The organism is Streptomyces sp. VNUA24, assembly GCF_029167005.1.
In the GTDB taxonomy this organism is placed as follows: domain Bacteria; phylum Actinomycetota; class Actinomycetes; order Streptomycetales; family Streptomycetaceae; genus Streptomyces; species Streptomyces scabiei.
The window spans coordinates 7,148,462-7,168,988 of sequence record NZ_CP119143.1; the positions used below are offsets into that span (position 1 = coordinate 7,148,462).

General features: G+C 71.6%; 22 protein-coding genes. 7 read left to right on the forward strand and 15 right to left on the reverse strand.

The features are described from left to right. Nucleotides 1–18 precede the first annotated feature (18 nt). Complete coding sequence (locus PYR72_RS30625; RefSeq protein WP_275458272.1) at nt 19–1,449, forward strand: S28 family serine protease; 1,431 nt, start codon at nt 19–21, stop codon at nt 1,447–1,449. A gap of 87 nt (nt 1,450–1,536) precedes the next feature. Here PYR72_RS30625 and PYR72_RS30630 read toward each other — a convergent pair whose 3' ends face one another. The 10 genes from PYR72_RS30630 to PYR72_RS30675 form a co-directional block, all read right to left on the reverse strand. Continuing rightward, complete coding sequence (locus PYR72_RS30630) at nt 1,537–2,172, reverse strand: hypothetical protein (RefSeq protein ID WP_275458273.1); 636 nt, start codon at nt 2,170–2,172, stop codon at nt 1,537–1,539. Between the two features lie 164 nt (nt 2,173–2,336). Next, nucleotides 2,337–4,139, reverse strand: coding sequence for a glycoside hydrolase family 3 protein (locus PYR72_RS30635; RefSeq protein ID WP_275458274.1), 1,803 nt, complete (start codon nt 4,137–4,139; stop codon nt 2,337–2,339). 210 nt (nt 4,140–4,349) lie between these two features. After that, nucleotides 4,350–5,276 (reverse strand): MHYT domain-containing protein, encoded by a 927-nt coding sequence (locus PYR72_RS30640; protein WP_275458275.1) that lies wholly within the window; start codon nt 5,274–5,276, stop codon nt 4,350–4,352. Nucleotides 5,277–5,530: 254 nt separating this feature from the next. Next, nucleotides 5,531–6,337 (reverse strand): sugar phosphate isomerase/epimerase family protein, encoded by an 807-nt coding sequence (locus PYR72_RS30645; RefSeq protein ID WP_275458276.1) that lies wholly within the window; start codon nt 6,335–6,337, stop codon nt 5,531–5,533. Nucleotides 6,338–6,413: 76 nt separating this feature from the next. Continuing rightward, complete coding sequence (locus PYR72_RS30650) at nt 6,414–7,949, reverse strand: FAD-dependent oxidoreductase (protein ID WP_275458277.1); 1,536 nt, start codon at nt 7,947–7,949, stop codon at nt 6,414–6,416. A 14-nt stretch (nt 7,950–7,963) separates the two neighbouring features. After that, complete coding sequence (locus PYR72_RS30655; protein ID WP_275458278.1) at nt 7,964–8,179, reverse strand: CDGSH iron-sulfur domain-containing protein; 216 nt, start codon at nt 8,177–8,179, stop codon at nt 7,964–7,966. Continuing rightward, nucleotides 8,160–8,933, reverse strand: coding sequence for a methyltransferase (locus PYR72_RS30660; RefSeq protein ID WP_275458279.1), 774 nt, complete (start codon nt 8,931–8,933; stop codon nt 8,160–8,162). The genes PYR72_RS30655 and PYR72_RS30660 overlap by 20 nt, the downstream gene beginning before the upstream one ends. Before the next feature lie 71 nt (nt 8,934–9,004). Next, complete coding sequence (locus PYR72_RS30665) at nt 9,005–10,006, reverse strand: iron-containing redox enzyme family protein (RefSeq protein ID WP_275458280.1); 1,002 nt, start codon at nt 10,004–10,006, stop codon at nt 9,005–9,007. Nucleotides 10,007–10,180: 174 nt separating this feature from the next. After that, nucleotides 10,181–10,378, reverse strand: coding sequence for a CsbD family protein (locus PYR72_RS30670; protein WP_275458281.1), 198 nt, complete (start codon nt 10,376–10,378; stop codon nt 10,181–10,183). A gap of 116 nt (nt 10,379–10,494) precedes the next feature. Further along, nucleotides 10,495–11,538: a LacI family DNA-binding transcriptional regulator gene (locus tag PYR72_RS30675; protein WP_275458282.1), complete on the reverse strand. Its 1,044-nt coding sequence runs from the start codon at nt 11,536–11,538 to the stop codon at nt 10,495–10,497. Nucleotides 11,539–11,773: 235 nt separating this feature from the next. On the opposite strand from PYR72_RS30675, the gene PYR72_RS30680 reads away from it, so the two are divergent. Genes PYR72_RS30680 through PYR72_RS30690 form a run of 3 tightly spaced genes read left to right on the forward strand, consistent with a single transcriptional unit; the run spans nt 11,774 to nt 14,918 of the window. Further along, a complete protein-coding gene (locus PYR72_RS30680) occupies nt 11,774–12,931 on the forward strand; it encodes a Gfo/Idh/MocA family oxidoreductase (protein ID WP_275458283.1) in 1,158 nt (385 codons plus the stop codon). Then, nucleotides 12,928–14,082 (forward strand): dihydrodipicolinate synthase family protein, encoded by a 1,155-nt coding sequence (locus PYR72_RS30685; RefSeq protein ID WP_275458284.1) that lies wholly within the window; start codon nt 12,928–12,930, stop codon nt 14,080–14,082. The genes PYR72_RS30680 and PYR72_RS30685 overlap by 4 nt, the downstream gene beginning before the upstream one ends. A gap of 38 nt (nt 14,083–14,120) precedes the next feature. Next, the gene (locus PYR72_RS30690) at nt 14,121–14,918 is read left to right on the forward strand and encodes a sugar phosphate isomerase/epimerase family protein (protein WP_275460569.1); all 798 of its coding nucleotides are present in this window, start codon (nt 14,121–14,123) and stop codon (nt 14,916–14,918) included. 47 nt (nt 14,919–14,965) lie between these two features. Here PYR72_RS30690 and PYR72_RS30695 read toward each other — a convergent pair whose 3' ends face one another. From PYR72_RS30695 to PYR72_RS30715, 5 genes are all read right to left on the reverse strand, one after another. Then, nucleotides 14,966–15,361, reverse strand: coding sequence for a DNA-binding protein (locus PYR72_RS30695; protein WP_343245545.1), 396 nt, complete (start codon nt 15,359–15,361; stop codon nt 14,966–14,968). Then, nucleotides 15,358–15,633, reverse strand: coding sequence for a hypothetical protein (locus tag PYR72_RS30700; protein ID WP_275458285.1), 276 nt, complete (start codon nt 15,631–15,633; stop codon nt 15,358–15,360). The genes PYR72_RS30695 and PYR72_RS30700 overlap by 4 nt, the downstream gene beginning before the upstream one ends. 90 nt (nt 15,634–15,723) lie before the next feature. Further along, a complete protein-coding gene (locus PYR72_RS30705) occupies nt 15,724–16,719 on the reverse strand; it encodes an AraC family transcriptional regulator (protein WP_275458286.1) in 996 nt (331 codons plus the stop codon). A 7-nt stretch (nt 16,720–16,726) separates the two neighbouring features. Continuing rightward, nucleotides 16,727–16,993, reverse strand: coding sequence for a DUF397 domain-containing protein (locus PYR72_RS30710; RefSeq protein ID WP_275458287.1), 267 nt, complete (start codon nt 16,991–16,993; stop codon nt 16,727–16,729). After that, nucleotides 16,990–17,844: a Scr1 family TA system antitoxin-like transcriptional regulator gene (locus tag PYR72_RS30715; protein WP_275458288.1), complete on the reverse strand. Its 855-nt coding sequence runs from the start codon at nt 17,842–17,844 to the stop codon at nt 16,990–16,992. Before PYR72_RS30715 ends, PYR72_RS30710 begins: the two co-directional genes overlap by 4 nt. 158 nt (nt 17,845–18,002) lie before the next feature. On the opposite strand from PYR72_RS30715, the gene PYR72_RS30720 reads away from it, so the two are divergent. From PYR72_RS30720 to PYR72_RS30730, 3 genes are all read left to right on the forward strand, one after another. Continuing rightward, complete coding sequence (locus PYR72_RS30720) at nt 18,003–18,503, forward strand: ATP-binding protein (RefSeq protein ID WP_275458289.1); 501 nt, start codon at nt 18,003–18,005, stop codon at nt 18,501–18,503. 153 nt (nt 18,504–18,656) lie between these two features. Then, nucleotides 18,657–19,022, forward strand: coding sequence for a hypothetical protein (locus PYR72_RS30725; protein WP_275458290.1), 366 nt, complete (start codon nt 18,657–18,659; stop codon nt 19,020–19,022). 446 nt (nt 19,023–19,468) lie between these two features. After that, the gene (locus PYR72_RS30730) at nt 19,469–20,281 is read left to right on the forward strand and encodes a peptidase S1 (protein WP_275458291.1); all 813 of its coding nucleotides are present in this window, start codon (nt 19,469–19,471) and stop codon (nt 20,279–20,281) included. Nucleotides 20,282–20,527 lie beyond the last annotated feature (246 nt).

Consider the following 20,527-nt stretch of genomic DNA (forward strand, 5'->3'; position numbering starts at 1 on the left):
TGCATAGGGGAGAAACGCATGCGCAAAGCACTCAGGTGGGTGCTGTCGCTCGTGGTGCTCATCGGCACACTGAGCACGGCGGGGGCGGCCACGGCCGCCGGGTCGGACACCGCCGACATCAAGGACCGACTGCTCGCCATACCGGGCGTGAGCCTCATCCAGGAGAAGCCGTACCCGGGTTACCGCTTCTTCGTCCTCAACTTCACCCAGCCGGTGGACCACAGGAACCCGAAGAAGGGCACGTTCCAGCAGCGGATCACCGTGCTGCACAAGGACACGACCCGGCCGACGGTCTTCTACACCGGCGGCTACAACGTCTCCACCAACCCCGGCCGCCGCGAGCCCACCCAGATCGTGGACGGCAACCAGGTCTCCATGGAGTACCGGTTCTTCAACCCCTCCCGCCCCAGCCCGGCCGACTGGTCGAAGCTGGACATCTGGCAGGCGGCCAGCGACCAGCACCGGATCTTCCGGGCGCTGAGGAAGATCTACCGCGAGAACTGGATCTCGACCGGCGGCTCGAAGGGCGGCATGACCGCCACCTACTACGAGCGCTTCTACCCGCACGACATGGACGGTGTCGTCGCGTACGTCGCCCCCAACGACGTCGTCAACGACGAGGACTCGGCGTACGACCGGTTCTTCGCGAACGTCGGCACCAAGGAGTGCCGCGACCGGCTGAACGCCGTGCAGCGCGAGGCACTGGTGCGCCGTGAGCCGCTGGAGAAGAAGTACGCGGAGGTCGCCGCCGCCGACGGCCTCACCTTCGACACGATCGGCAGCCTCGACAAGGCGTACGAGGCGGTCGTCCTCGACTACGTGTGGGGCTTCTGGCAGTACAGCCTGCTCGCCGACTGCGACAGCGGCGTCATCCCGAAGGACGCCAAGGCCGCGACGGACGACGAGATCTGGACGTCCATCGACACGATCTCCGGCTTCTCCGCCTACGCCGACCAGGGCCTGGAGCCGTACACGCCGTACTACTACCAGGCGGGTACGCAGCTGGGCGCGCCCGACATCAAGTTCCCGCACATCGAGAAGAAGTACATCCGCTACGGCTACCAGCCGCCCCGGAACTTCGTCCCGCGGGACATCGGCATGACGTTCGACCCGAACGCGATGCGTGACGTCGACACCTGGGTCCGGAACAACGCCAAGCAGATGCTGTTCGTCTACGGGCAGAACGACCCGTGGGGCTCCGAGCCGTTCCACCTGGGCAAGAAGGCGCGCGACTCGTACGTCTTCACGGCGCCCGGCGCCAACCACGGTGCCAACGTCGCCGGTCTGGTGAAGGCGCAGAAGGACCTGGCCACGGCCCGGATCCTGAAGTGGGCGGGCGTCGCCCCGGCCGCCGTCCAGGCCGACCCGGGCAAGGCGAAGCCGCTGGCGAAGTTCGACTCCAAGCTCGACAAGCGTGACATCGAGCGGGAGATGACGCTCCGGCCGTAGGGCGCGGGAGCAGTAGGCGAGTCGGGCCCGGTTGCCGCCCTCCGGTGGCAGCCGGGCCTGCCGTTTCCCGCCCCTCGCCCGGGTCCCTCACACCGGCACCGCGCAGCCCACCGGCCGCTCCCCGCCCAGCCGTACGTACAGGTCCGTGGCGGCCGGGCACCGTGTCCTGGTGTCGACGGCCGCCGTCACCTCGTACTCCGGGTCGTGCCGGCCCCGGCCGTCGCAGGCCGTCTCGCGGACCTCGCCCCGCCCGGCGCCGTAGACACAGTCGCCCACGATGGTGCGGGGGCCGCCTCCGCCGCCGGGGTCGCCCGGGTGCGGCGGCTGCAGCTTGCGCATACAGGCGTAGCCCTGCGGCACGGAACCGTCGCCGTCCTCGTCCTCCCCGGACACACCCGGCCCGCCGGACCCGTCCGGGGCGGGCCGGGACTCGCTGATGTGGAGGACGAAGTCGGTGGTCGGCGGGCAGAGCGGGCCCTGGCCCACCCGGTCGTCGTGCCGGGCCACCACCCGGGCGGCGGCCCGTTCGCCCGCGCAGGGCACCTCGGTGAAGCTGGTCGTCCCGAACGAACTGCACTCGTCGACACCGAGGAACACCGACCCGTACCCGGACGGCGGGGCCGACGCGGCCGTGGTCGAGCGCTCCCCGGTCTCCCCGTCCGTCCCGCCGGACCAGCCCCGGCACCCCGACAGCGCGGCGGCCGTCAGGACGGCCGCGGACATCAGCACTCCCGCGCGCACCGTTCGAACGCGCCGCACCCCTCGCATGGCCACCCCCGATGAACCCCCGTCCAGCGTGACCCTCGGGGAGGGGTCACGCCGGACATATCGTGCGCATTGCGTCAGTTGGGGGCGGTGTACGAATCGTGCGGCGTAGGCCCTCTACGTCAGGGGCCGTAGGTCAGACCGTGCCCGATCGGATAGAGCACCCGCGTCGGGGCGTCGGCCCGCTGCACGGGCACCGGCAGCTTCCCGCGCGGCGCGACCCGCCCGGCCAGCACCCGAGCCGCCGCCCGCACCTCCACGTCCGTCCAGGAGTACGCGGCCACGCAGCCCTTCACCCCGGGAAGGTGGGCCACGTCGTACGGGTTGCGGACCGCGACCGCCACCACGGGGACCCCGGTGGCGATCAGCCGTGCGACGAGGGTCTTCTGCGTGCCGGTCGCCGTCACGTTGTACGTAGCCACGACCACGACGTCCTGGCCGGCCGCCGCCGCGACCGCCTGGTCGATGGCCGCCTGGGTGGGGGCCGTACCGGTCGGCAGCCGGGTCGTCGTGAAGCCGAGGGAGGTGAGTTCGGCGGCGAGGACGGCCGTCGGCGGGCCCGTGGTGCCCGTCGGGGACGCCGGGTCGGCGCCGACCACCAGCACCTTGCGCCGCCCGGTGCGGTTCAGCGGCAGCAGCGCGCCCTCGTTGACCAGGAGGGTCGTGGTCCGCTCGGCGATCCGGTCGGCGGCGTCGCGGTGCCGCGCGATCCCCACCACCCGGTCGACCCCGGCGTCACTCACGTACGGCCGCTCGAACAGCCCCAGCTTCGCCTTGAGCCGCAGGATGCGCAGGAGCGACCTGTCGAGGCGGGCCTCGGTCAGCTCGCCGGCGTGCACGGCGTCGAGGACCGCGTTCCACGCCACGTCGATCGAGGGCGGGTTGAGCAGCTGGTCGACTCCGGCCTTCAGGGCCAGCACCGGCACCCGGTCGTCGCCGTACTTCTCCCGGACGCCCTGCATGGTGAGCGAGTCGGTGACCACGACCCCGTCGTAACCCAGCTCGCCGCGCAGGATGCCGGTGATGATCGGGCGGGAGAGGGTGGCCGGGTCGCCGGAGGGGTCCAGGGCGGGGACCATGATGTGCGCGGTCATGATCGAGTCGATCCCGGCGCGGATCGCGGCCTTGAAAGGCGGGGCGTCGAGGGCCGTCCACTGCTTCCTGGTGTGCTCGATGACCGGGAAGCCGTAGTGGCTGTCCACGGTGGTGTCCCCGTGCCCCGGGAAGTGCTTGGCGGTGGCCGCCACCCCGGCCTCCTGATACCCCTTCACCTGCGCGGCGACCAGCTTCGACACGGCCTTCGGACCGGCGCCGAAGGAGCGCACGCCGATGACCGGGTTGGCGGGGTTGACGTTCACGTCGGCGACCGGCGCGTAGTCCTGCCGGACACCGAGGGCGCGCAGTTCGGCGCCGCTGATACGGCCGGCCTCGCGGGCGTCGGTCCCGGAGCCGCCCGCGCCGAGCGCCATCGCGCCCGGCAGCAGGGTGGCGGGCCTGCCGACCCGGGCCACGGCGCCGTGCTCCTGGTCGGTGGAGACCAGGACGGGCAGGCCGCGGGGGAGGGCGAGGGAGGCACGCTGGATGCCGTTGCCCAGGGCGGCGATCTGGTGGGGGTCGCGGGTGTTGTGCGCCCACGAGAAGTAGATGATCCCGCCGACCCGGTACTTCGCCAGCAGCTCGGCGGCCGTCCGGACGCCCAGCTCCTGGAGGTTGGCGTCGATGTCGGCCCGGTCGGGCGCGGTCGCCGAGTGCCCGTAGACCCGCATCACGAACAGCTGGCCGACCTTCTCCTCCAGCGTCATGCGCGAGATGAGGCGGCGCAGCCGCTTGTCGTCGGGGCCGCTGACGGCCTGGGCGTCGGTGCCGAGGGTCAGGGCCGTGGTGACGCCCGCCGTGGCGGCGAGGAGGGTACGTCTGGAGGGCACGTGCGGTGCTCCTTCCGGAGGGGGGAGAGGGAGCTGCGGACTGAAGAAAACTTCCAGAGTGCCACGATTATCCGGAAAGTTTCTTCCGGTCAAGGGAGTGGGAGTGGGTCGGGGTGCGTGTTCGGGTGCGGGTGCGTGGGGGCTGGTCGCGCAGTTCCCCGCGCCCCTAAAAGCCCAGGCCCCACCGGGCCGCACTCGACAACGCACCCGTCACCACTGCTGGGCGCGGTCCCCCGCCTGTCGTGCCGGGGCCTCACGGCGGGAACGGGGGTCGAAGAGGGAGGGCCCGGAGTCGTCGGGGTGCTCCAGCGGTACGTCGGGCCGGTCGGCCCGCCAGGGCTGCCGCGGGGCCTCGGCCTCGCGCCGCCGGCCGCGGCCGGCGGACGACCGGTCCCAGTCGCCCTCGCCGAGCACCAGCATCGGGTCGAACATCACGACCACCCCCGCGAGCAGCAGGAAGATGACCGGCCCGATGAGCATGGGCAGCAGGATCGACGTGGGCGACTCGCCGGTGAACGTGCCGGGGGCCGTGTTGTGCAGGTGGACCCCCACCGCGGCCATGCCCGTGTAGTGCATCCCGGAGACGGCGACCCCCATCACCAGGCTGGCGCCCAGGCTGGTCAGGAAGCCCCGGATCGACACCGCCGCCCAGAGCGCGGCGGTCGCGGCGGCGATGGCGATGCCGATGGAGAGGGTGACGACGGTGAGGTCGTAGCGGATGTACCCGTTCAGCTGGATGGCGGCCATGCCGAGGTAGTGCATGGCGGCCACCCCGAGGCCCGTGACGCACCCCGCCGCGCACAGGGAGGCCGTGCTGACCCCGCGGTAGCCCACGGCGAAGACCCCGACACCGACGACGGTGACGGCCACGACGAGGCTGAGCACGGTCAGCCCGACGTCGTAGTGGATCTCGCTCTCCTTGACCCGGAAGCCGATCATCGCGATGAAGTGCATCGTCCAGATGCCGCAGCCGATCGAGGCGGCCCCGAGGGCCAGCCAGCCGGGCTTCCAGGACTGCTCGTTGTAGACCGACCGCACGACGCAGCGCAGGCCGAGCGCCGCGCCCAGGCAGGCCATGACATAGGCGGCCACCGGGGTGACCGCGCCGTAGCTGAAACCGTCGACCGTGCCTTGCATATGCCAAATACCCCCGATACATGGCCAGTTGTGCCAGCCGTCGCGGGAGGTAAGTCTGCTGTAAGGACCGGTCGCAGCGCTCCGTTTTCCCAGAGTTACTGTCGGTACTTGTTCGGCGCGTGATCGGCTTTGGGTGAGTCGATACTGATTCGCGGTCAAAATTCGCGCCGCATCCAAGCCACGCGCAAGCCGCACGCAAGCCGCACCCAAGAGAAGGGCCCTGAGCTTGATGTTTCAAGCTCAGGGCCCGTGCTCTACGCGGCGTCGTTGAGGAGCCGTCCGAGGTGTTCCCGGCCCGCCGCCAGCAGCTCCGGCAGCGGCGCGGCCTCCTCGTACCACCGCTTCTCGTACTCCCAGCACAGCCACCCGTCCCAGTCCTTGCGGGACAGCAGTTCGACGCACTCGCCGAGCGGCAGGACGCCCGCACCGAGCGGGAGCGGGGTGGTGTCCTCGGGGGAGGCGATGTCCTTGACCTGGACGTAGCCGAGGAAGGGGGAGAGGGCGGCGTAGGACTCGGCGGGCTGTTCGCCGCCGAGCCAGGTGTGCATCACGTCCCAGAGGGAGCCGACACTGCCGTGGCCGACCGGGCCGAGCACCCGGATCGCGTCGGCGCCGGTGCGGTGCGAGTCATGGGTCTCCAGCAGCACCCGTACGCCCCGGTCGGCCGCGTCCTCCGCCGCCGTGCCGAGCCGCCGCGCCGCGATCGCGTCGGCCTCCTCCGGGCTCTGGCCGCCGGCCGGGTCGGCGCCGGGGAAGACGCGGACGAAGGGGGCGCCCAGGTCCCGGGCCAGGTCCAGGAGGCCGCGGATCTCGTCCAGTACGGGACCGTCCTCGCCCGGCGCGGCGACCCGCGCGTACCCCGCGAGTCCCAGGATCTCCACCCCCGCCGCCTTGAACTCGGCGGCCACCTCGGCGCGTTCGCCGGCCCCGATCCCCGGATGCACCGGCTCCTCGGGATGGGCGCGCAGCTCGACGCCGTGATAGCCGTGCGCGACGGCCAGCCGTACGACGTCGGCGACGGGGAGACCGGGGACACCGAGGGTGGAGAACGCGAGTTTCATGCCTTCGGACCGTACACGCCGTCCGGCGCCGTGCGGCACCCCGCCCGGCGTGGCAGGCGGCCTTCGCGCCGGCGCATCAGATGTCCCGCCGTTCCAGCGGCTTCGTCGCGGGCCCCTGGACGATCCGGCCCTCCACGTCGAACCGGGAGCCGTGGCAGGGGCACTCCCAGGTCCGTTCGGCGCGGTTGAAGCCGACCAGACAGCCCATGTGGGTGCAGCGGGCGGAGACGGCGTGCAGCGAGCCGTCCTCGTCCCGGTGGACCGCGTGGTGGTGGGCGCCGACGCGGACGACCGCGCCGTCGCCCGGGGCGATCGCGTCCACGGAGGCGTTCCCGGGCGGGCTGATCCGGTCGCCGACGAAGTGCCGGGCCACCTGCGCCTGGTGCTTGAGGAAGCTCGGCGCCTCCCGCACCGCGCTGAGCACCCGGCGCGGGTCGTACAGGTCGCTCCACGCGGACTTGTGCCCGGTGACCGACTCGGCCAGCAGCCGCCCGGCCATGATGCCGCCGCTCATGCCCCAGCCGCCGAACCCGGTCGCCACCCAGGTGTGCTTGCCTCCCGCGTGGAAGGGGCCGACGAGCGGCACGGAGTCGGTGGAGTCGTTGTCCTGCGTCGCCCAGCGGTGGGTGAAGCGGAGCGGCCCGAACCGCTCGACCGCCCAGTCCGCGAGGAGTTCGAACCGCTCCTCCACCCCGGCCGTACCCGGCGTGAAGTGCTCCCCGGTGACGATCAGCAGCCGCTGTCCGTCCCGGTACGGGGCGGTCCGCGCGGAGCGGGTGCGCTGCTCCGGGGTGAGGTACATGCCGTGCGGGTCCGCGTCGGCGGGCACCGGCGCGGCGAGCACGAGTTCGCGGCGCGGGGAGAGCCGGGTGAACAGCAGCGCCCGGTCGAAGACGGGGTAGTGCGTGGCGATCACGACGTCCTCGGCGGTCACGGTGAACCCCGCTTCGGTGGTCAGCCGGCACGGTGAGCCCTCCTTGAGCCGTGTCACCCGCGTCCGCTCGTGGACGGACGCGCCCAGCCGCACCAGGTCCCCGACCAGCGCCAGCAGGTACCTGCGGGGATGGAACTGCGCCTGGTCCGCCACCCGCACCGCCCCCGCGACCGGGAAGGGCAGCCCCGTCTCCGTCACGAACTCGGCGGGCAGCCCGGCCTCCCGGGCCGCCTCCGCCTCGGCCCGCAGCTCTGCGACCCGTCCCTCGTCCTCGGCGTACGTGTAGGCCGCCGCGTCCTCCCAGTCGCACGCGATGCCCAGTTCCTCCACCACCGCGGCGGCATGCCGGATCGCCTCGCTCTGCGACCGTGCGTACAGCGCGGCCGCCTCGGCGCCCCGGGTCCGCCGCAGCCGGTCGTAGACCAGCGTGTGCAGGGCCGTCACCTTGGCCGTGGTGTGGCCGGTGACGCCCGCCGCGACCCGGTCCGCCTCCAGCAGCGCCACCCGCCGCCCGCGCCGCGCCAGTTCCCACGCGGTACTGATCCCCGCGATGCCCGCGCCGACCACCGCCACGTCGACGACCAGGTCCCCGTCCAGGGCCGGGTGTTCGCCCTCGTGCGGCGCGCTCTCGATCCAGTACGACCGCTGCTCCGGCCGTGTGTGCTCCTCGGGCTGCATGGTGTGGGGTCCTTTCAGGAGGGCGGCGGCTGTGACGGGGCGCGACGGCGGTGGCTGGTGTCGCACCACGGGTAGATCCGGCTGCGGCGGCAGGTGCACAGGGCCACGCAGAAACGGTCCGACGACACGGTCGTACCGTCGTCCAGCACGACCTCGACCGGCCCCTCGACCAGCAGCGGGCCGGGGCGTTGCAGACTGACGCGGCGGCGTTCAGCGGGGACGTTCGGCACGGATGACCACCAGCTCTTCCTTCTCGTCGCCGTCGCCGTCGCCGTCGCCGTCACCGTCGACCTCGGCACGGTCGCCGGCCCCCAGCAGCCCGCGGCGGCGCAGCCAGTCGCTCCGTTCCCGCAGGACCGGCCCGAACGCGACCCGGCGGTGCTCCACGACACCGGCCCGCAGCCCCGCCGTCCGCAACTGCGTCAGCGTCCGGTCCGCGTCGCTCAGCGCCGAGTGGACCAGCAGCAGCACGCCGCCGGGCCGCAGCAGCCCCGGCGAGTCCCGGCAGATCCGGTCCAGCAGGAGCCGGCCGTCCCAGCCGCCGTGCCAGGCCCGCGCGGCACCCCGCGCGTGGCCGAGCCTGTCGGATCTGTCGGGTCTGGGCGCCGCGCCCGGCCCCGGACCGGGCCCGCGCCGCCGCGTCCCGGCCGGGCCCGGCACGTACGGCGGATTGGACAGGATGAGATCGAAGGACCGCTCGGCCACGGGCCCCAGCAGGTCCCCTCGGACGACGGTCACCGGCAGCCGCGCCAGCAGGGCGTTGACCCGGGTGTTGAGCACGGCCCGCCGGGAGATGTCGACCGCCGTGACGTCCGCGCCGCGCCGGGCCGCGGCCAGCGCGACGGCTCCCGTCCCCGTACCGACGTCCAGCACACGGGCCCGCGGGGCGAGAGGTTCGCGCCCCAGGGCGTGGACCAGGAGTTCGGTGTCGTCCTGCGGGGCGTAGACGCCGGGCAGGGACACGGGGAGGGAGAGGGGGTTCACGGGAAGGGGCCTCCTGGCATGTGGGGGGCGTCGGGAGGGCGGACGGGCGGACGGCTGGACGGCCGGGGTCGTCAGACCGGCGCGCGCAGGGACGAGCGGCCCGCCCGCCAGGCTCCGAGGAGACGGTCGGCGAGGATGTCCTCCAGATGGTTGGTGGCGTCGACGCCGAAGGCCACGTCGGCGTCCAGCTGCGGTTCCTCCTCCAGCAGTCCGGCGACGACCTCACGTCGGACGACCTGCTCGTGCACGGCGTCGGCCTCCACGTGCTCGTCGTAGAAGTGTGCGGCGGCGGGGCCCGCCCCGGTGCGCCGCATGGCGCGGGCGAGCCGCCGGGAGCCGGGGGAGGACGTGATCTCGACCGTCGCGAAGTGCCCGACGAGGGCGCCGCGCAGGGCGCGGTGCAGGCCGAAGAGGGACATCAGGTTGACGAGGGCGAGCGCCTCGGCGCCGGCCGCGTCCACGTAGCGGCCGTACTCAGGGTCGAGGCCGAGGTCGGTCATCAGGTCGGCGAAGAGGCGCGCGTGCACCCGTTCGGCCCGGCCCCCGCCGAACTCGTCGAACTCCACCGCGGCCATCCCCGCCTTCGCCCGCCCCCACAGCCGGGGCAGCACCCAGGCGTGCGGGTCGGCCTCCTTCAGGTGGTACAGCGAGCGCTGCGCCGCGTACTCGCGCACCTGCCACAGCTCGCCGTGGTCCTGGAGGAAGCCGCTGACGCCGCTGCCGCCGTCGTCGTCGGCGGCCGGTTCCACGAGCAGGTCGTCCAGCGCCTCCTCGGCGCTCACGTGCCGGGTCGCCCGGTCGCGCAGCGACTCCAGGAACGGCCATTCCAGCGCGGCCCGGCAGCGCAGCAGCTCCGGGTCCCATTCGAGGCCGGCGTCGACGCCGGCGAAGCCCCGGTAGTGCAGTTCGTAGCAGAGGTAGAGGGCGAGCTGGAGATCGTCGCCGAAGGGGTCGGCCCCGGCGATCGCGCGGCTGTCCGGCGGGGGCCCCTCGCCCCGCAGGAACGCCGTCACCGCGGCCGAGACATGTCCTCTGCTCTCCGGCAGGGCCGGTCCTGCCACCCGGGTCTCCATGGCCGCCGGGTACCCGTGATGCGTGAGTTTGCACCTGTGCGTCCCGGTGGCCGTGGTCCCGCGAGGCGGACATGACGAGGGGGCTCCCGTCACGGGAGCCCCCTCGTCAGCGGCACCGGCCGCGCGGACCGCGGACCGCCGGTCGGCGGCGGTCCGCCCGCGCGCCGCGTGCCGTCACACGCCGTCGCGCTGCGCCGGGCGCCGCGTCGCCTGCGCGCGCTCCTGGACCTTGCCCTTCATCTTCTTGGCCTCACCGCGCGCCTGCTGCATCTTGCCCTCGACCTGCTGCTCGCGGTTCCCGGTGACCTTCCCGGACATCTCCTTGGCCTTGCTCTTGAGCTTGTCCATGCTGCCCTTGTCCTTGGCGGCCATGATCTTCTCCTTCGTGGGTGGGGGGAGGGGTGAGGCGATGCCTCGCACACCCAACGTAGGACGGGACGGTGACGGACGCGCGCCGAAGCGTCACGCTCCGTGAGAGGTTCGCCGGGTCACTCCCCCCGAGGCGCCCCGGTCGACCCCCGCACCATCAGCTCCCCCCGCACCGTGGCGATCCCCCCGGGCGGCGGCTCCTCGCGGCCCATCGCGATGCGGCCCGCGCGGGCGCCCGCCTCCGACAGCGGCAGCCGTACCGTCGTCAGGGCGGGTACCGCGTCGATGCTGAAGGGGAGGTCGTCGAAGCCGGCGACGGAGACGTCGTCCGGGATGCGCAGGCCCGAGTCGCGCAGGGCGGCGCACGCGCCGAGCGCCACCGTGTCGTTGGCCGCGAGCACGGCGGTCAGGGACGGGTCCCGGCGCAGCAGCTCCAGCGTGGCCTCGTAGCCGGAGAGCCGGTCGTAGCGCCCGTACACCGTCCACCGGGGGTCGTCCTCGATGCCGGCCGCCGCCAGCGCCGCCCGGTGGCCCTCCAGCCGGTGCCGGGTGGTCGTCCGCTCCTGCGGCCCGGCGATGTAGCCGAGGCGCCGGTGGCCCAGTCCGATCAGATGCTCGGTCAGCCGCTGTCCGCCGCCCCGGTTGTCGAAGGTGATCGCGATCGCCTCCGGCGTGGGCGGCCGCCCGCACAGCACCACCCGCGTCCCGGCCTCCATCAGCTTGCGCAGCTTGTTGCCGACGGCGGTCAGATGCGCCGGATCCTCGATGGCCCCACCGGTCAGCACGACGGCGGCGGCCCGCTGCCGCTGCAGCAGCGTGAGGTACGTCAGTTCGCGCTCCGGGGAGCCGCCCGTGTTGCACACCACACCCAGCCGCTCCCCGCCCGCGCGCCCGCCGGGCCCGCCGATCTCGGACTGGATGGCCGCGGCCATGATCCCGAAGAAGGGGTCGGCGATGTCGTTCACGAGGATGCCGACCAGGTCGGAGGTGGCGGCGGCGAGCGCGCTGGCGGGTCCGTTGAGGACGTAGTCCAGCTCGTCCACGGCCTTGAGCACCCGCTCGCGCGTGGTCGCGGCCACCGGGTAGTTGCCGTTCAGCACCCGGGAGACGGTCGCGGGCGACACCTGCGCACGGGCCGCCACGTCCGCCAGGGTCACAGTCATCGTTGCTCGTCCTCCGGTGCGCGTGATGTTCGGGCTGTCGGGGAACCTTACGACCGCGATCGCCGTTCGCCCCCTCGAACAACTCGACCCCCTCGCGGTCTTGTCCAGACCGCTGCTCAGAGGCTAGCTTCTTGTTGGATAGAAAGCGCTTGCTGTGACGCTCACCCTTTCGTCGGGCGTACGCGGCGCCGGACGCGTACGCAGACACGAACGCACACCAACGAAAGGACCGGCCGTGACACGCAGAACCGTACGGATCGCCATGAACGGCGTGACCGGACGCATGGGCTACCGCCAGCACCTCGTCCGCTCCATCCTCGCCCTCCGCGAGCAGGGCGGCCTCGACCTCGGCGACGGCACGGTCCTGTGGCCGGAGCCGGTCCTCGTCGGCCGCCGCGAGCACGCCCTGAAGGCGCTCGCCGAGCAGCACGGCCTGGACCCGGCGAACGTCTCCACCGACGTCGACGCCGTCCTCGCCGACCCGACCGTCGAGATCTACTTCGACGCCCAGGTCACCTCGGCCCGCGAGGAGGCGATCAAGAAGGCGATCGCGGCGGGCAAGCACATCTACACCGAGAAGCCGACCGCCACCGGCCTCGACGGCGCGCTGGAGCTGGCCCGGCTCGCGAACGCCGCCGGCATCAAGCACGGCGTCGTCCAGGACAAGCTGTTCCTGCCGGGCCTGCTGAAGCTCAAGCGCCTCATCGACGGCGGCTTCTTCGGCCGCATCCTCTCGATCCGGGGCGAGTTCGGCTACTGGGTCTTCGAGGGCGACTGGCAGGAGGCCCAGCGCCCCTCCTGGAACTACCGCGCGGAGGACGGCGGCGGCATCGTCGTCGACATGTTCCCGCACTGGGAGTACGTGCTGCACGAGCTGTTCGGCCGGGTGAAGTCCGTCCAGGCCCTCACCGCCACCCACATCCCCGAGCGCTGGGACGAGCAGGACAAGCCCTACGACGCCACCGCCGACGACGCCGCGTACGGCATCTTCGAGCTGGACGGCGGCGCGATCGCCCAGATCAACTCCTCCTGGGCCGTCCGCGTCAACCGTGACGAGCTGGTCGAGTTCCAGGTCGACGGCACCGAGGGCTCGGCCGTCGCCGGCCTGCGCAACTGCCGCGTCCAGCACCGCTCCGCCACCCCCAAGCCGGTGTGGAACCCCGACATCCCCGCCACCTACTCCTTCCGCGACCAGTGGCAGGAGGTGCCGGACAACGCCGAGTTCGACAACGGATTCAAGGCACAGTGGGAGCTGTTCCTCAAGCACGTCTACGCCGACGCGCCCTACCACTGGGACCTGCTGGCCGGCGCCCGCGGCGTCCAGCTCGCCGAGCTGGGCCTGAAGTCCTCGGCCGAGGGTGTCCGTCTCGACGTACCGGAGATCCAGCTGTGACGATCCACCTCCCTGGGGCCGCAGGGCAGTTGCGGGCCTACACCCCACGCACCGCGCCCCTGGCGGTGTCCCCCGGCACCCCCCTCACCTCCCGTACGGTCTTCTCGGCGGCGCACGTCGTCGCCGACCCGTACGCGGACGTCTCCCCGGACTCGCCCGCCGCCGTCGACTGGGACGCCACCCTCGCCTTCCGCCGCCACCTGTGGTCGCACGGCCTGGGCGTCGCCGAGGCGATGGACACCGCGCAGCGCGGCATGGGCCTGGACTGGGCGGGCGCGGCGGAGCTGATCCGCCGCAGCGCCGCCGAGGCGAAGGCCGTCGGCGGCCGGATCGCCTGCGGCGTCGGCACCGACCAGCTCACGGGTCCCGCCTCCCTGCCGGAGATCCGCAAGGCGTACGAGGAGCAGCTGGCGCTCGTCGAGGAGTCGGGCGCCCAGGCGATCCTGATGGCCTCGCGCGCGCTGGCCGCCGCCGCGACGAGCCCCGAGGACTACCTGGAGATCTACGGCCACCTGCTCCGCCAGGCCGCCGAGCCGGTCGTCCTGCACTGGCTCGGCCCCATGTTCGACCCGGCGCTGGACGGCTACTGGGGCTCCTCGGACCTCGACACGGCCACGGAGACCTTCCTCGCCGTGATCGCCGCCCACCCCGACAAGGTCGACGGCATCAAGGTCTCCCTGCTGGACGCCCAGCGCGAGATCGACATCCGTCGCCGGCTCCCGCAGGGGGTGCGCTGCTACACGGGCGACGACTTCAACTACCCCGAGCTGATCGCGGGCGACGAGAAGGGCTTCAGCCACGCGCTGCTCGGCATCTTCGACCCGCTGGGGCCCCTGGCAGCGCAAGCGGTGCGGGTGTTGGACACAGGTGACGTACAGGGCTTCCGGGACCTCCTGGACCCGACCGTCGAGCTGTCCCGCCACCTCTTCCAGACGCCCACCCGCTTCTACAAGACGGGCGTGGTCTTCCTGGCGTGGCTGGTCGGCCACCAGGAGCACTTCACGATGGTCGGCGGCCTCCAGTCGGCCCGCTCCCTCCCGCACTTCGCGCGCGCCTACGAACTCGCCGACGGCCTGGGCCTGTTCCCGGACCCGGCGCTGGCCGAGGCCCGCATGAAGAACCTGCTCTCCCTGTACGGGGTGGCCCAGTGAGCGCCAACGGAGATCTGTCCCGTTTCTCCATCAACCAGATGACGGTCAAGCAGCTGTCGATGCCCGAACTGGTCGACGGCTGCACCGAGTTGGGCATCCCGGGCGTGGGCCTGTGGCGCGAACCGGTGGCGGAGTACGGACTGGAGGCCACGGCCAAGCTGGTCCGCGACGCGGGCCTCGCGGTCACGACCCTCTGCCGGGGCGGCTTCTTCACGGCGATCGACCCGGCCGAGCGGGCGGCGGCCCTGGCCGACAACCGCAAGGCGATCGACGAGGCGGCGACGCTCGGCACGGACACCCTCGTCCTGGTCTCGGGCGGCCTCCCGTCCGGCTCGAAGGATCTGCACGGGGCACGCGAGCGCATCGCGGACGCGCTCGCCGAACTGGGCCCGTACGCGGCGGACCACGGGGTGAGGTTGGCCATCGAACCCCTCCACCCCATGTTCGCCTCGGACCGCTGCGTGGTGTCGACGCTCTCCCAGGCGCTGGACATCGCCGAGCGCTTCCCGGCGGAGCAGGTCGGCGTGACCGTGGACACCTACCACATCTGGTGGGACGACACGGCCCCGGCGGCGATCGCCCGCGCGGGCGCGACCGGCCGCATCCACACCTTCCAGCTCGCCGACTGGATCACCCCGCTGCCGCAGGGCGTCCTGACCGGCCGGGGCCAGATCGGCGACGGCGCGATCGACATGCGCGAGTGGAAGGCGTACGTCGAGGCGGCGGGCTACACCGGCCCCATCGAGGTCGAGTTGTTCAACGACGAGCTGTGGGCGGGCGACGGCCGTGCGCTGCTGGCGCAGACGGCCCGGCGGTTCGTGGAACACGCGGCGTGAGGTCCGGGCGGCGGGCCGGGGCACCATGCTCCGGCCCGCCGCCCGGGTCAGACCTGTCGGACCTCGACCTGCTTGCCGCAGAGCGGCTTGAGGTCGTCGAGGTCCGAGGCGAGGACCGTCACCGGCGGCTGCGCCGCGCGGGCGGTGGCGGCGACGATCGCGTCCAGGGCGTACTTGTGCCCGCCGGTCCTGCCGCTGTCCTTCATGCGGGTGATGGCCTCTTGTGCGGTCTCCTTGGTGACCGGCTCCACGACGAGCCGGGAGAGGGCCCAGGCGAGGCGGGCGGTGTGCGCCCCCTGGGGATCGGCTTCCACGATCGTGGCCGCGCTGGTGATGACCCTGACGTCCCGCTTGCGGGCGGCGGCGAGCCTGGCGGTCATGGTGCGATCGCCACGCAGGTACAGGGACAGGGCTTCACTGTCGAGCACCCAGGTGCCGCTCACGCCACCGCCCGGTCGCCCCGGCCGCTGCCGAACATCTCGCGCTCGGCCGCGTCGATCTCCTCCTGGGTGAGGGGGCCGTGCAGCTCCTCGTTCGCGGCGATGAGTTCGTCGAGCTGGTCCCGCTCGATCTGCCGCTGGATCGCGGCCTCCACGTAGGCCGAGATGCCGCGCTTGCCGACGCGTGAACGGAGGGCCGCGATGGTGCCCTCGTGTACGGAAACCGAGACGGACTTGGTCGGGCCCTCGCCGGGCCCGTAGGCAGGTTCACTCACCCACCCAATCTAGCAAAAGTTCTATTAGAACGTTCTGTCGCGTAGCGGACCTGCCCACAGCGGCCGACCGATCCAGGGGATCGGTGACGTCTACCCCACCTCCCGCGCCGCCCGCTCCCGCGCGCGGAACTCCGTCGGCGACACCCCGTACGCCCCCCGGAACGCCCGCGTGAAGTCGGACGGGCGGGGCATCCCCCAGCGGGTCGCGATGGTGTGGACGGGCGTGGAGTCCAGGCCGGGGTCCGCCAGGTCGTGACGGGCGCCTTCCAGGCGCTGGACACGGATCCAGGCCGCGACCGTCTCGTCCGGGGTGTCCTCCTGGAACAGCCGGTGCAGATAGCTCAGCGAGATGTGATGGGCCGCCGCGATCGCCCGCGGGTTCAGCTCCGGGTCGTGCAGGTTCCGCCGGACGAACGCCCGTATCCGTGCCGTCAGGGCCCGCTGGCGCGTCTCCGGCGGCAGCGCGTCCTCCACCTCCAGCACCTGGGCGAACCAGGCGGCCAGCAGATCGATCAGCACGGTGCCCAGGCGGGGCGCGTCGGCCGGCTGCAGGGTGTCGGCCTGCTGTTCCAGACCGGTGAGGAACCCCGTCAGCAGGGGTCCCACCCCCTGCCGCCCCGGCAGCCGCCGCCCCAGCAACTGCGTGATCCGGGCGGGCGGCAGGGGCAACAGCGTCTTGGGGAGATCCGCGCATATCCCCCTGTTCACCTGGCGGCCCAGACTGTCCGACGGGCGCACGTCGTACGCCCGGGACGTGTCCGTCACCCACAGGTCGCTCGGGCCGTACATCTCGGTCCGCCCCACGTGCTCCAGCCCGAAGTCGCCGCCGAGCACCAGCGACAGGTGGTACATCTCCGGGTCGGACTGCCGCACCATCTTCTCGGTACGCCGGAACCCCGTCGGCAGGTGCGCGGTCGGCCACACGAGCACCGGCCCCAGCTCCAGCAGCCGCTGCTGCGCCCAGAAGTCGCCCGCGAACTCGCTGTGGATGTCGCTGGGCGCGATCGCCTGGTGCACCAACTCCCGCCAGTAGTCGAACCGGTGCTCCGCGGGCACGTCGTCACTCCGGAACACGGTCCCGATCATGGCCGGTTCAGCCCCGGGCGCCGGCCGCGTACGGGACGAAGCCGGCCCAGGCGGCGGGGGAGAGGGTGAGGGTGAGCTGGGGGCCGGGTTCGGTGTTCGCCTTGGAGTCACGGACGTGGATGGCGTGGGGGAGGGCTACGGCTACTTCTACGCAGTCGTCGCCGTCGCCACTGCTGTAGCTCGACTTGAACCAGGACAGGGCTACCTCGACGCAGTCGTCGCCGGAGGCGCTGCTGTAACTGCTCTTGAACCAGACCAGTTGGGTCGCACTCATAGGTCCCCTCGCATCCGCTGCAACAGGCTCACGGAGTCCGGGATGGTGAGAGCCTGTGAACGCATCCTGGCATATCGACTTTGGAGGACGCTGATCTCTTTTGTCTCGGCTACGAACATCCCGCCACGTTGGCCTTCGCAGTACGCGAACCAGCGGTTCTCGGGAGTCTCCAGCAGTCGGATGGGACCGGCCAGTCCTGCGTGCGACTCCCGGACGAGTGGCATGACTTGGATCTCCACGTTCCGTTGTTCGGCGATCTCAAGCACATGGTCGAGGAGTTCTCGCGTGACCTCTGCACCGCCCGTACGGCGCAGGAACAGCTGCTCTTCCAAGATGAAGCTGAACGCGGTGTTTGGCCGTTCGCGAAGGAGGCGTTGTCGCTCTTCCCGAGCAGCCCACTGCTCCTCGATCTGCTGGTCGTCCAACAACGGCAGCCGATCGTTGAACAACTTCCGTGCGTACGCCTCTGTCTGCAACAGCCCAGGGATCAACCGGCACTCGTAGGTGTAGAGAGTGATCGCTGAGGTTTCCAACTTGGCCCATTTCCTGAACCAAGCCGCCAACCCCGGCTGTCGCCCCAGATGCTGAGCCGCGCGGATCAGCGCACCCGTGTCCCCCAGCTCCCGGTCCACCCCCTCCACGAACGCCGCATCCGGCATTCTTCTCCCCAACTCCACCGACGCCACCATGTGCTTGGAGTAGCCGACCGCGTCGGCCAACTCCTCACGGCCCAGCCCCGCGTGCTCGCGCAACGCCTGGACCATCGCCCCGAACGTCCGCAGACTGTCGGACGCCTCCGGCTCCCCGCCGCCCAGCCCCGTCGCCGTCATGCCGCCGCTGTCGGCCACCATGGGCCACCTCCCGCGCACCCGCCCGCCGAACCACACCGTTCCCGGACCATGGTCACAGCATGTCACCAGTACCGTCCAGTGAGTGACCGCGTACGCTGCCCCGGCGTACGCGGCGCGTAGCTGGCGAACCGGGCTTCCCGCAGGCCACATTGGGCGTCATGACCGCACCGCCCGCCGCGCGACAAACGCTGACGGCACCGACGTTCACGCAGCGCTTCAGCTCGACCCCGCTGGGCGCCCGCCTGGCCCGGCACCTGGCCCTGAACCAGCTGCACGCCTGGGGCATCCGGTACGGCTCGGACCCCTCCGACCGGGCGGCGGCGGTCGTGGCCGAGCTGGCCGCGAACGCGGTGACGCACGGCCGCGTCCCGGGCCGTGACTTCGAGCTACGCCTCTCCCTCCCCACCGGCTCCCTCCGCATCGAGGTCACCGACACCCGAGCCGAACGCCTGCCGCCGGGCCCCGGCACCGTACGACCGGCCCGTCCCCTGGACGAGGGTGGGCGCGGTCTGGTCCTGGTCGACGCGCTGGCCGACCGCTGGGAGGTTCAGGACGGCAGACCGCCCGGCAAGACCGTCCTCGTCGAGATCGACCTGCCGGACTGGCGGTCCCTGATGAGACGGCTCCCCGAACGCCGGCCGCACAAGAGGCGCGGCTAGCGGGACTGTCAATCCGGCTCTTTACAGGTGTGGGCCGATGTGAAGTCGCCCTACCGTCTGCCTCCAAGCACCTCGGCTTCGTGCGGCGCCGGACACACCCCGGCGACAGACCTGCCGCACGTCGTCCGTTCCACCACGATCGAGGGGGCATGCATGACGCGTACGCCGATCCGGAGAAGGGTCGCAGCGGTAGCCGCGACCGCGTTGCTGGCGCTCGGTACGGGAGTACTGTCGGCGTCGCCGGCCTCGGCGGCGCCCGCCGGCTGCCCGTCCGGTGCCGCGTGCATCTACGGGGGACCCAACGGCAGCGGTGGCGTGACCAACCAGTACTGGTCCCGAGGGGTTCACCAGCTCCGCAACCAGGTGGGCCTGCACACCGTGTTCAACAACCAGACGGACGGCTGGAAGTTCCGGCTGTGCCATGGCTGGAACGGCGAGGACTGCGACTGGACCTTCTATCCGGGCGCCTGGACGGACGTCGACATCACCACGTACAACTCCGTCATCGTCACCCCGTAAGGCGTCGCGTGAGTCCCGGGAGGAAGCAGACCTCCCGGGACTCACGCGTGTTCGAGCTCCGCACGGGGCCGCCCAGCAGTGAAGCGGCAAACAATGCCGGCCGGGCGGCAATGGTTTGCCGCCCGGCAGTCGGACTCTCGTGGTCGGGCAGTGCGTTTCCGCAGTTCGGACGGTTGCGTCCGGGGTCCGGGTGGGAGACGGCCGGCGTCCAGAAACCGTCCAGTTCTTCTGACCTCCCTTGTTCCTAGAGTCGAGATGCCGGCGAGAGGCACCAGCACAGGCCGTCAAGTCGCGCGGTCCAGCCCTGCACTCGAACTCCTCACGAGGGGACAACCATGTTCGCTTTTCTCAGAGAGCGGTCGTCTACGGTCCGAAGGTGGAAGGCCGGTCTGATCACGGCGGTTTCCGCTGCCGTTCTCCTGCCGGTGCTGACGACCCAGCCGGCTGTGGCCGCAGAGGGCGCTCGCGCCGCCGCCGACACCCCGGTCGCGAGCGTCGTCGTCACCGGCAACCGAACCGGCATCCTCACCACGGACGGCACCGTCTATGTCCAAGAAGGCTCCGCCGACTGGGTCCAGGTCTTCCAGGGCGTCAGTTCCCTGGCCCTGACCGGGGACCGAATCGGTGTCGTCCAGCGTGGTACCGGTAATGCCTTCGTGACGGAGGGCGGTCTCTCGGGGGGCTGGGTCAACGTGTCCCAGGGCGTCAGTTCGCTGGTCCTCTCCGGGAACCGGATCGGTGTCGTCCAGCGCAACGGTGATGCCTTCGTGAAGGAGGGCGGTCTCTCGGCGAACTGGACGCTGGAGTCCCAGAGCGTCACGTCGATGGCCCTGTCCGGGAACCGGATCGGTGTCGTCCAGCGCAACGGTGATGCCTTCGTGAAGGAGGGCGGTCTCTCGGCGAACTGGACGCTGGAGTCCCAGAGCGTCACGTCGATGGCCCTGTCCGGGAACCGGATCGGTGTCGTCCAGCGCAACGGTGATGCCTTCGTGAAGGAGGGCGGTCTCTCGGCGAACTGGACGCTGGAGTCCCAGAGCGTCACGTCGATGGCCCTGTCCGGGAACCGGATCGGTGTCGTTCACCGTAACGGTGATGCCTTCGTGAAGGAGGGCGGTCTCGAGGCGGGCTGGACCAAGGAGTCCCAGGGCGTCAGTTCGCTGGTCCTGTCCGGGGACCGGATCGGTGTCGTTCAGAGCGGAAAGGCCTTCGTGAAGGAAGGGTCCCTCGACGCCGCCTGGGTTCAGCAGAACTTCAACTAGCTCGGCCGCTTCGGCCCGAGACGGATCACGTAGGGCACCTCCCCGGCGGGGAGGTGCCCTGCTTCAGGATCGGGCAGCTCCGGACGGGGCCGGGACGGTGATGTATCTGTCACACAAGTTGCCTGTATATAAAGGAAATTGACATGACGTCAGCGCACTTCTGCCGGAAACTTTTCGGTCAGTGGTTGACGGAGAAGGATCTCTCCAAGGCACGCCTCGCACACGTACTGTCATCCATCCATGGCG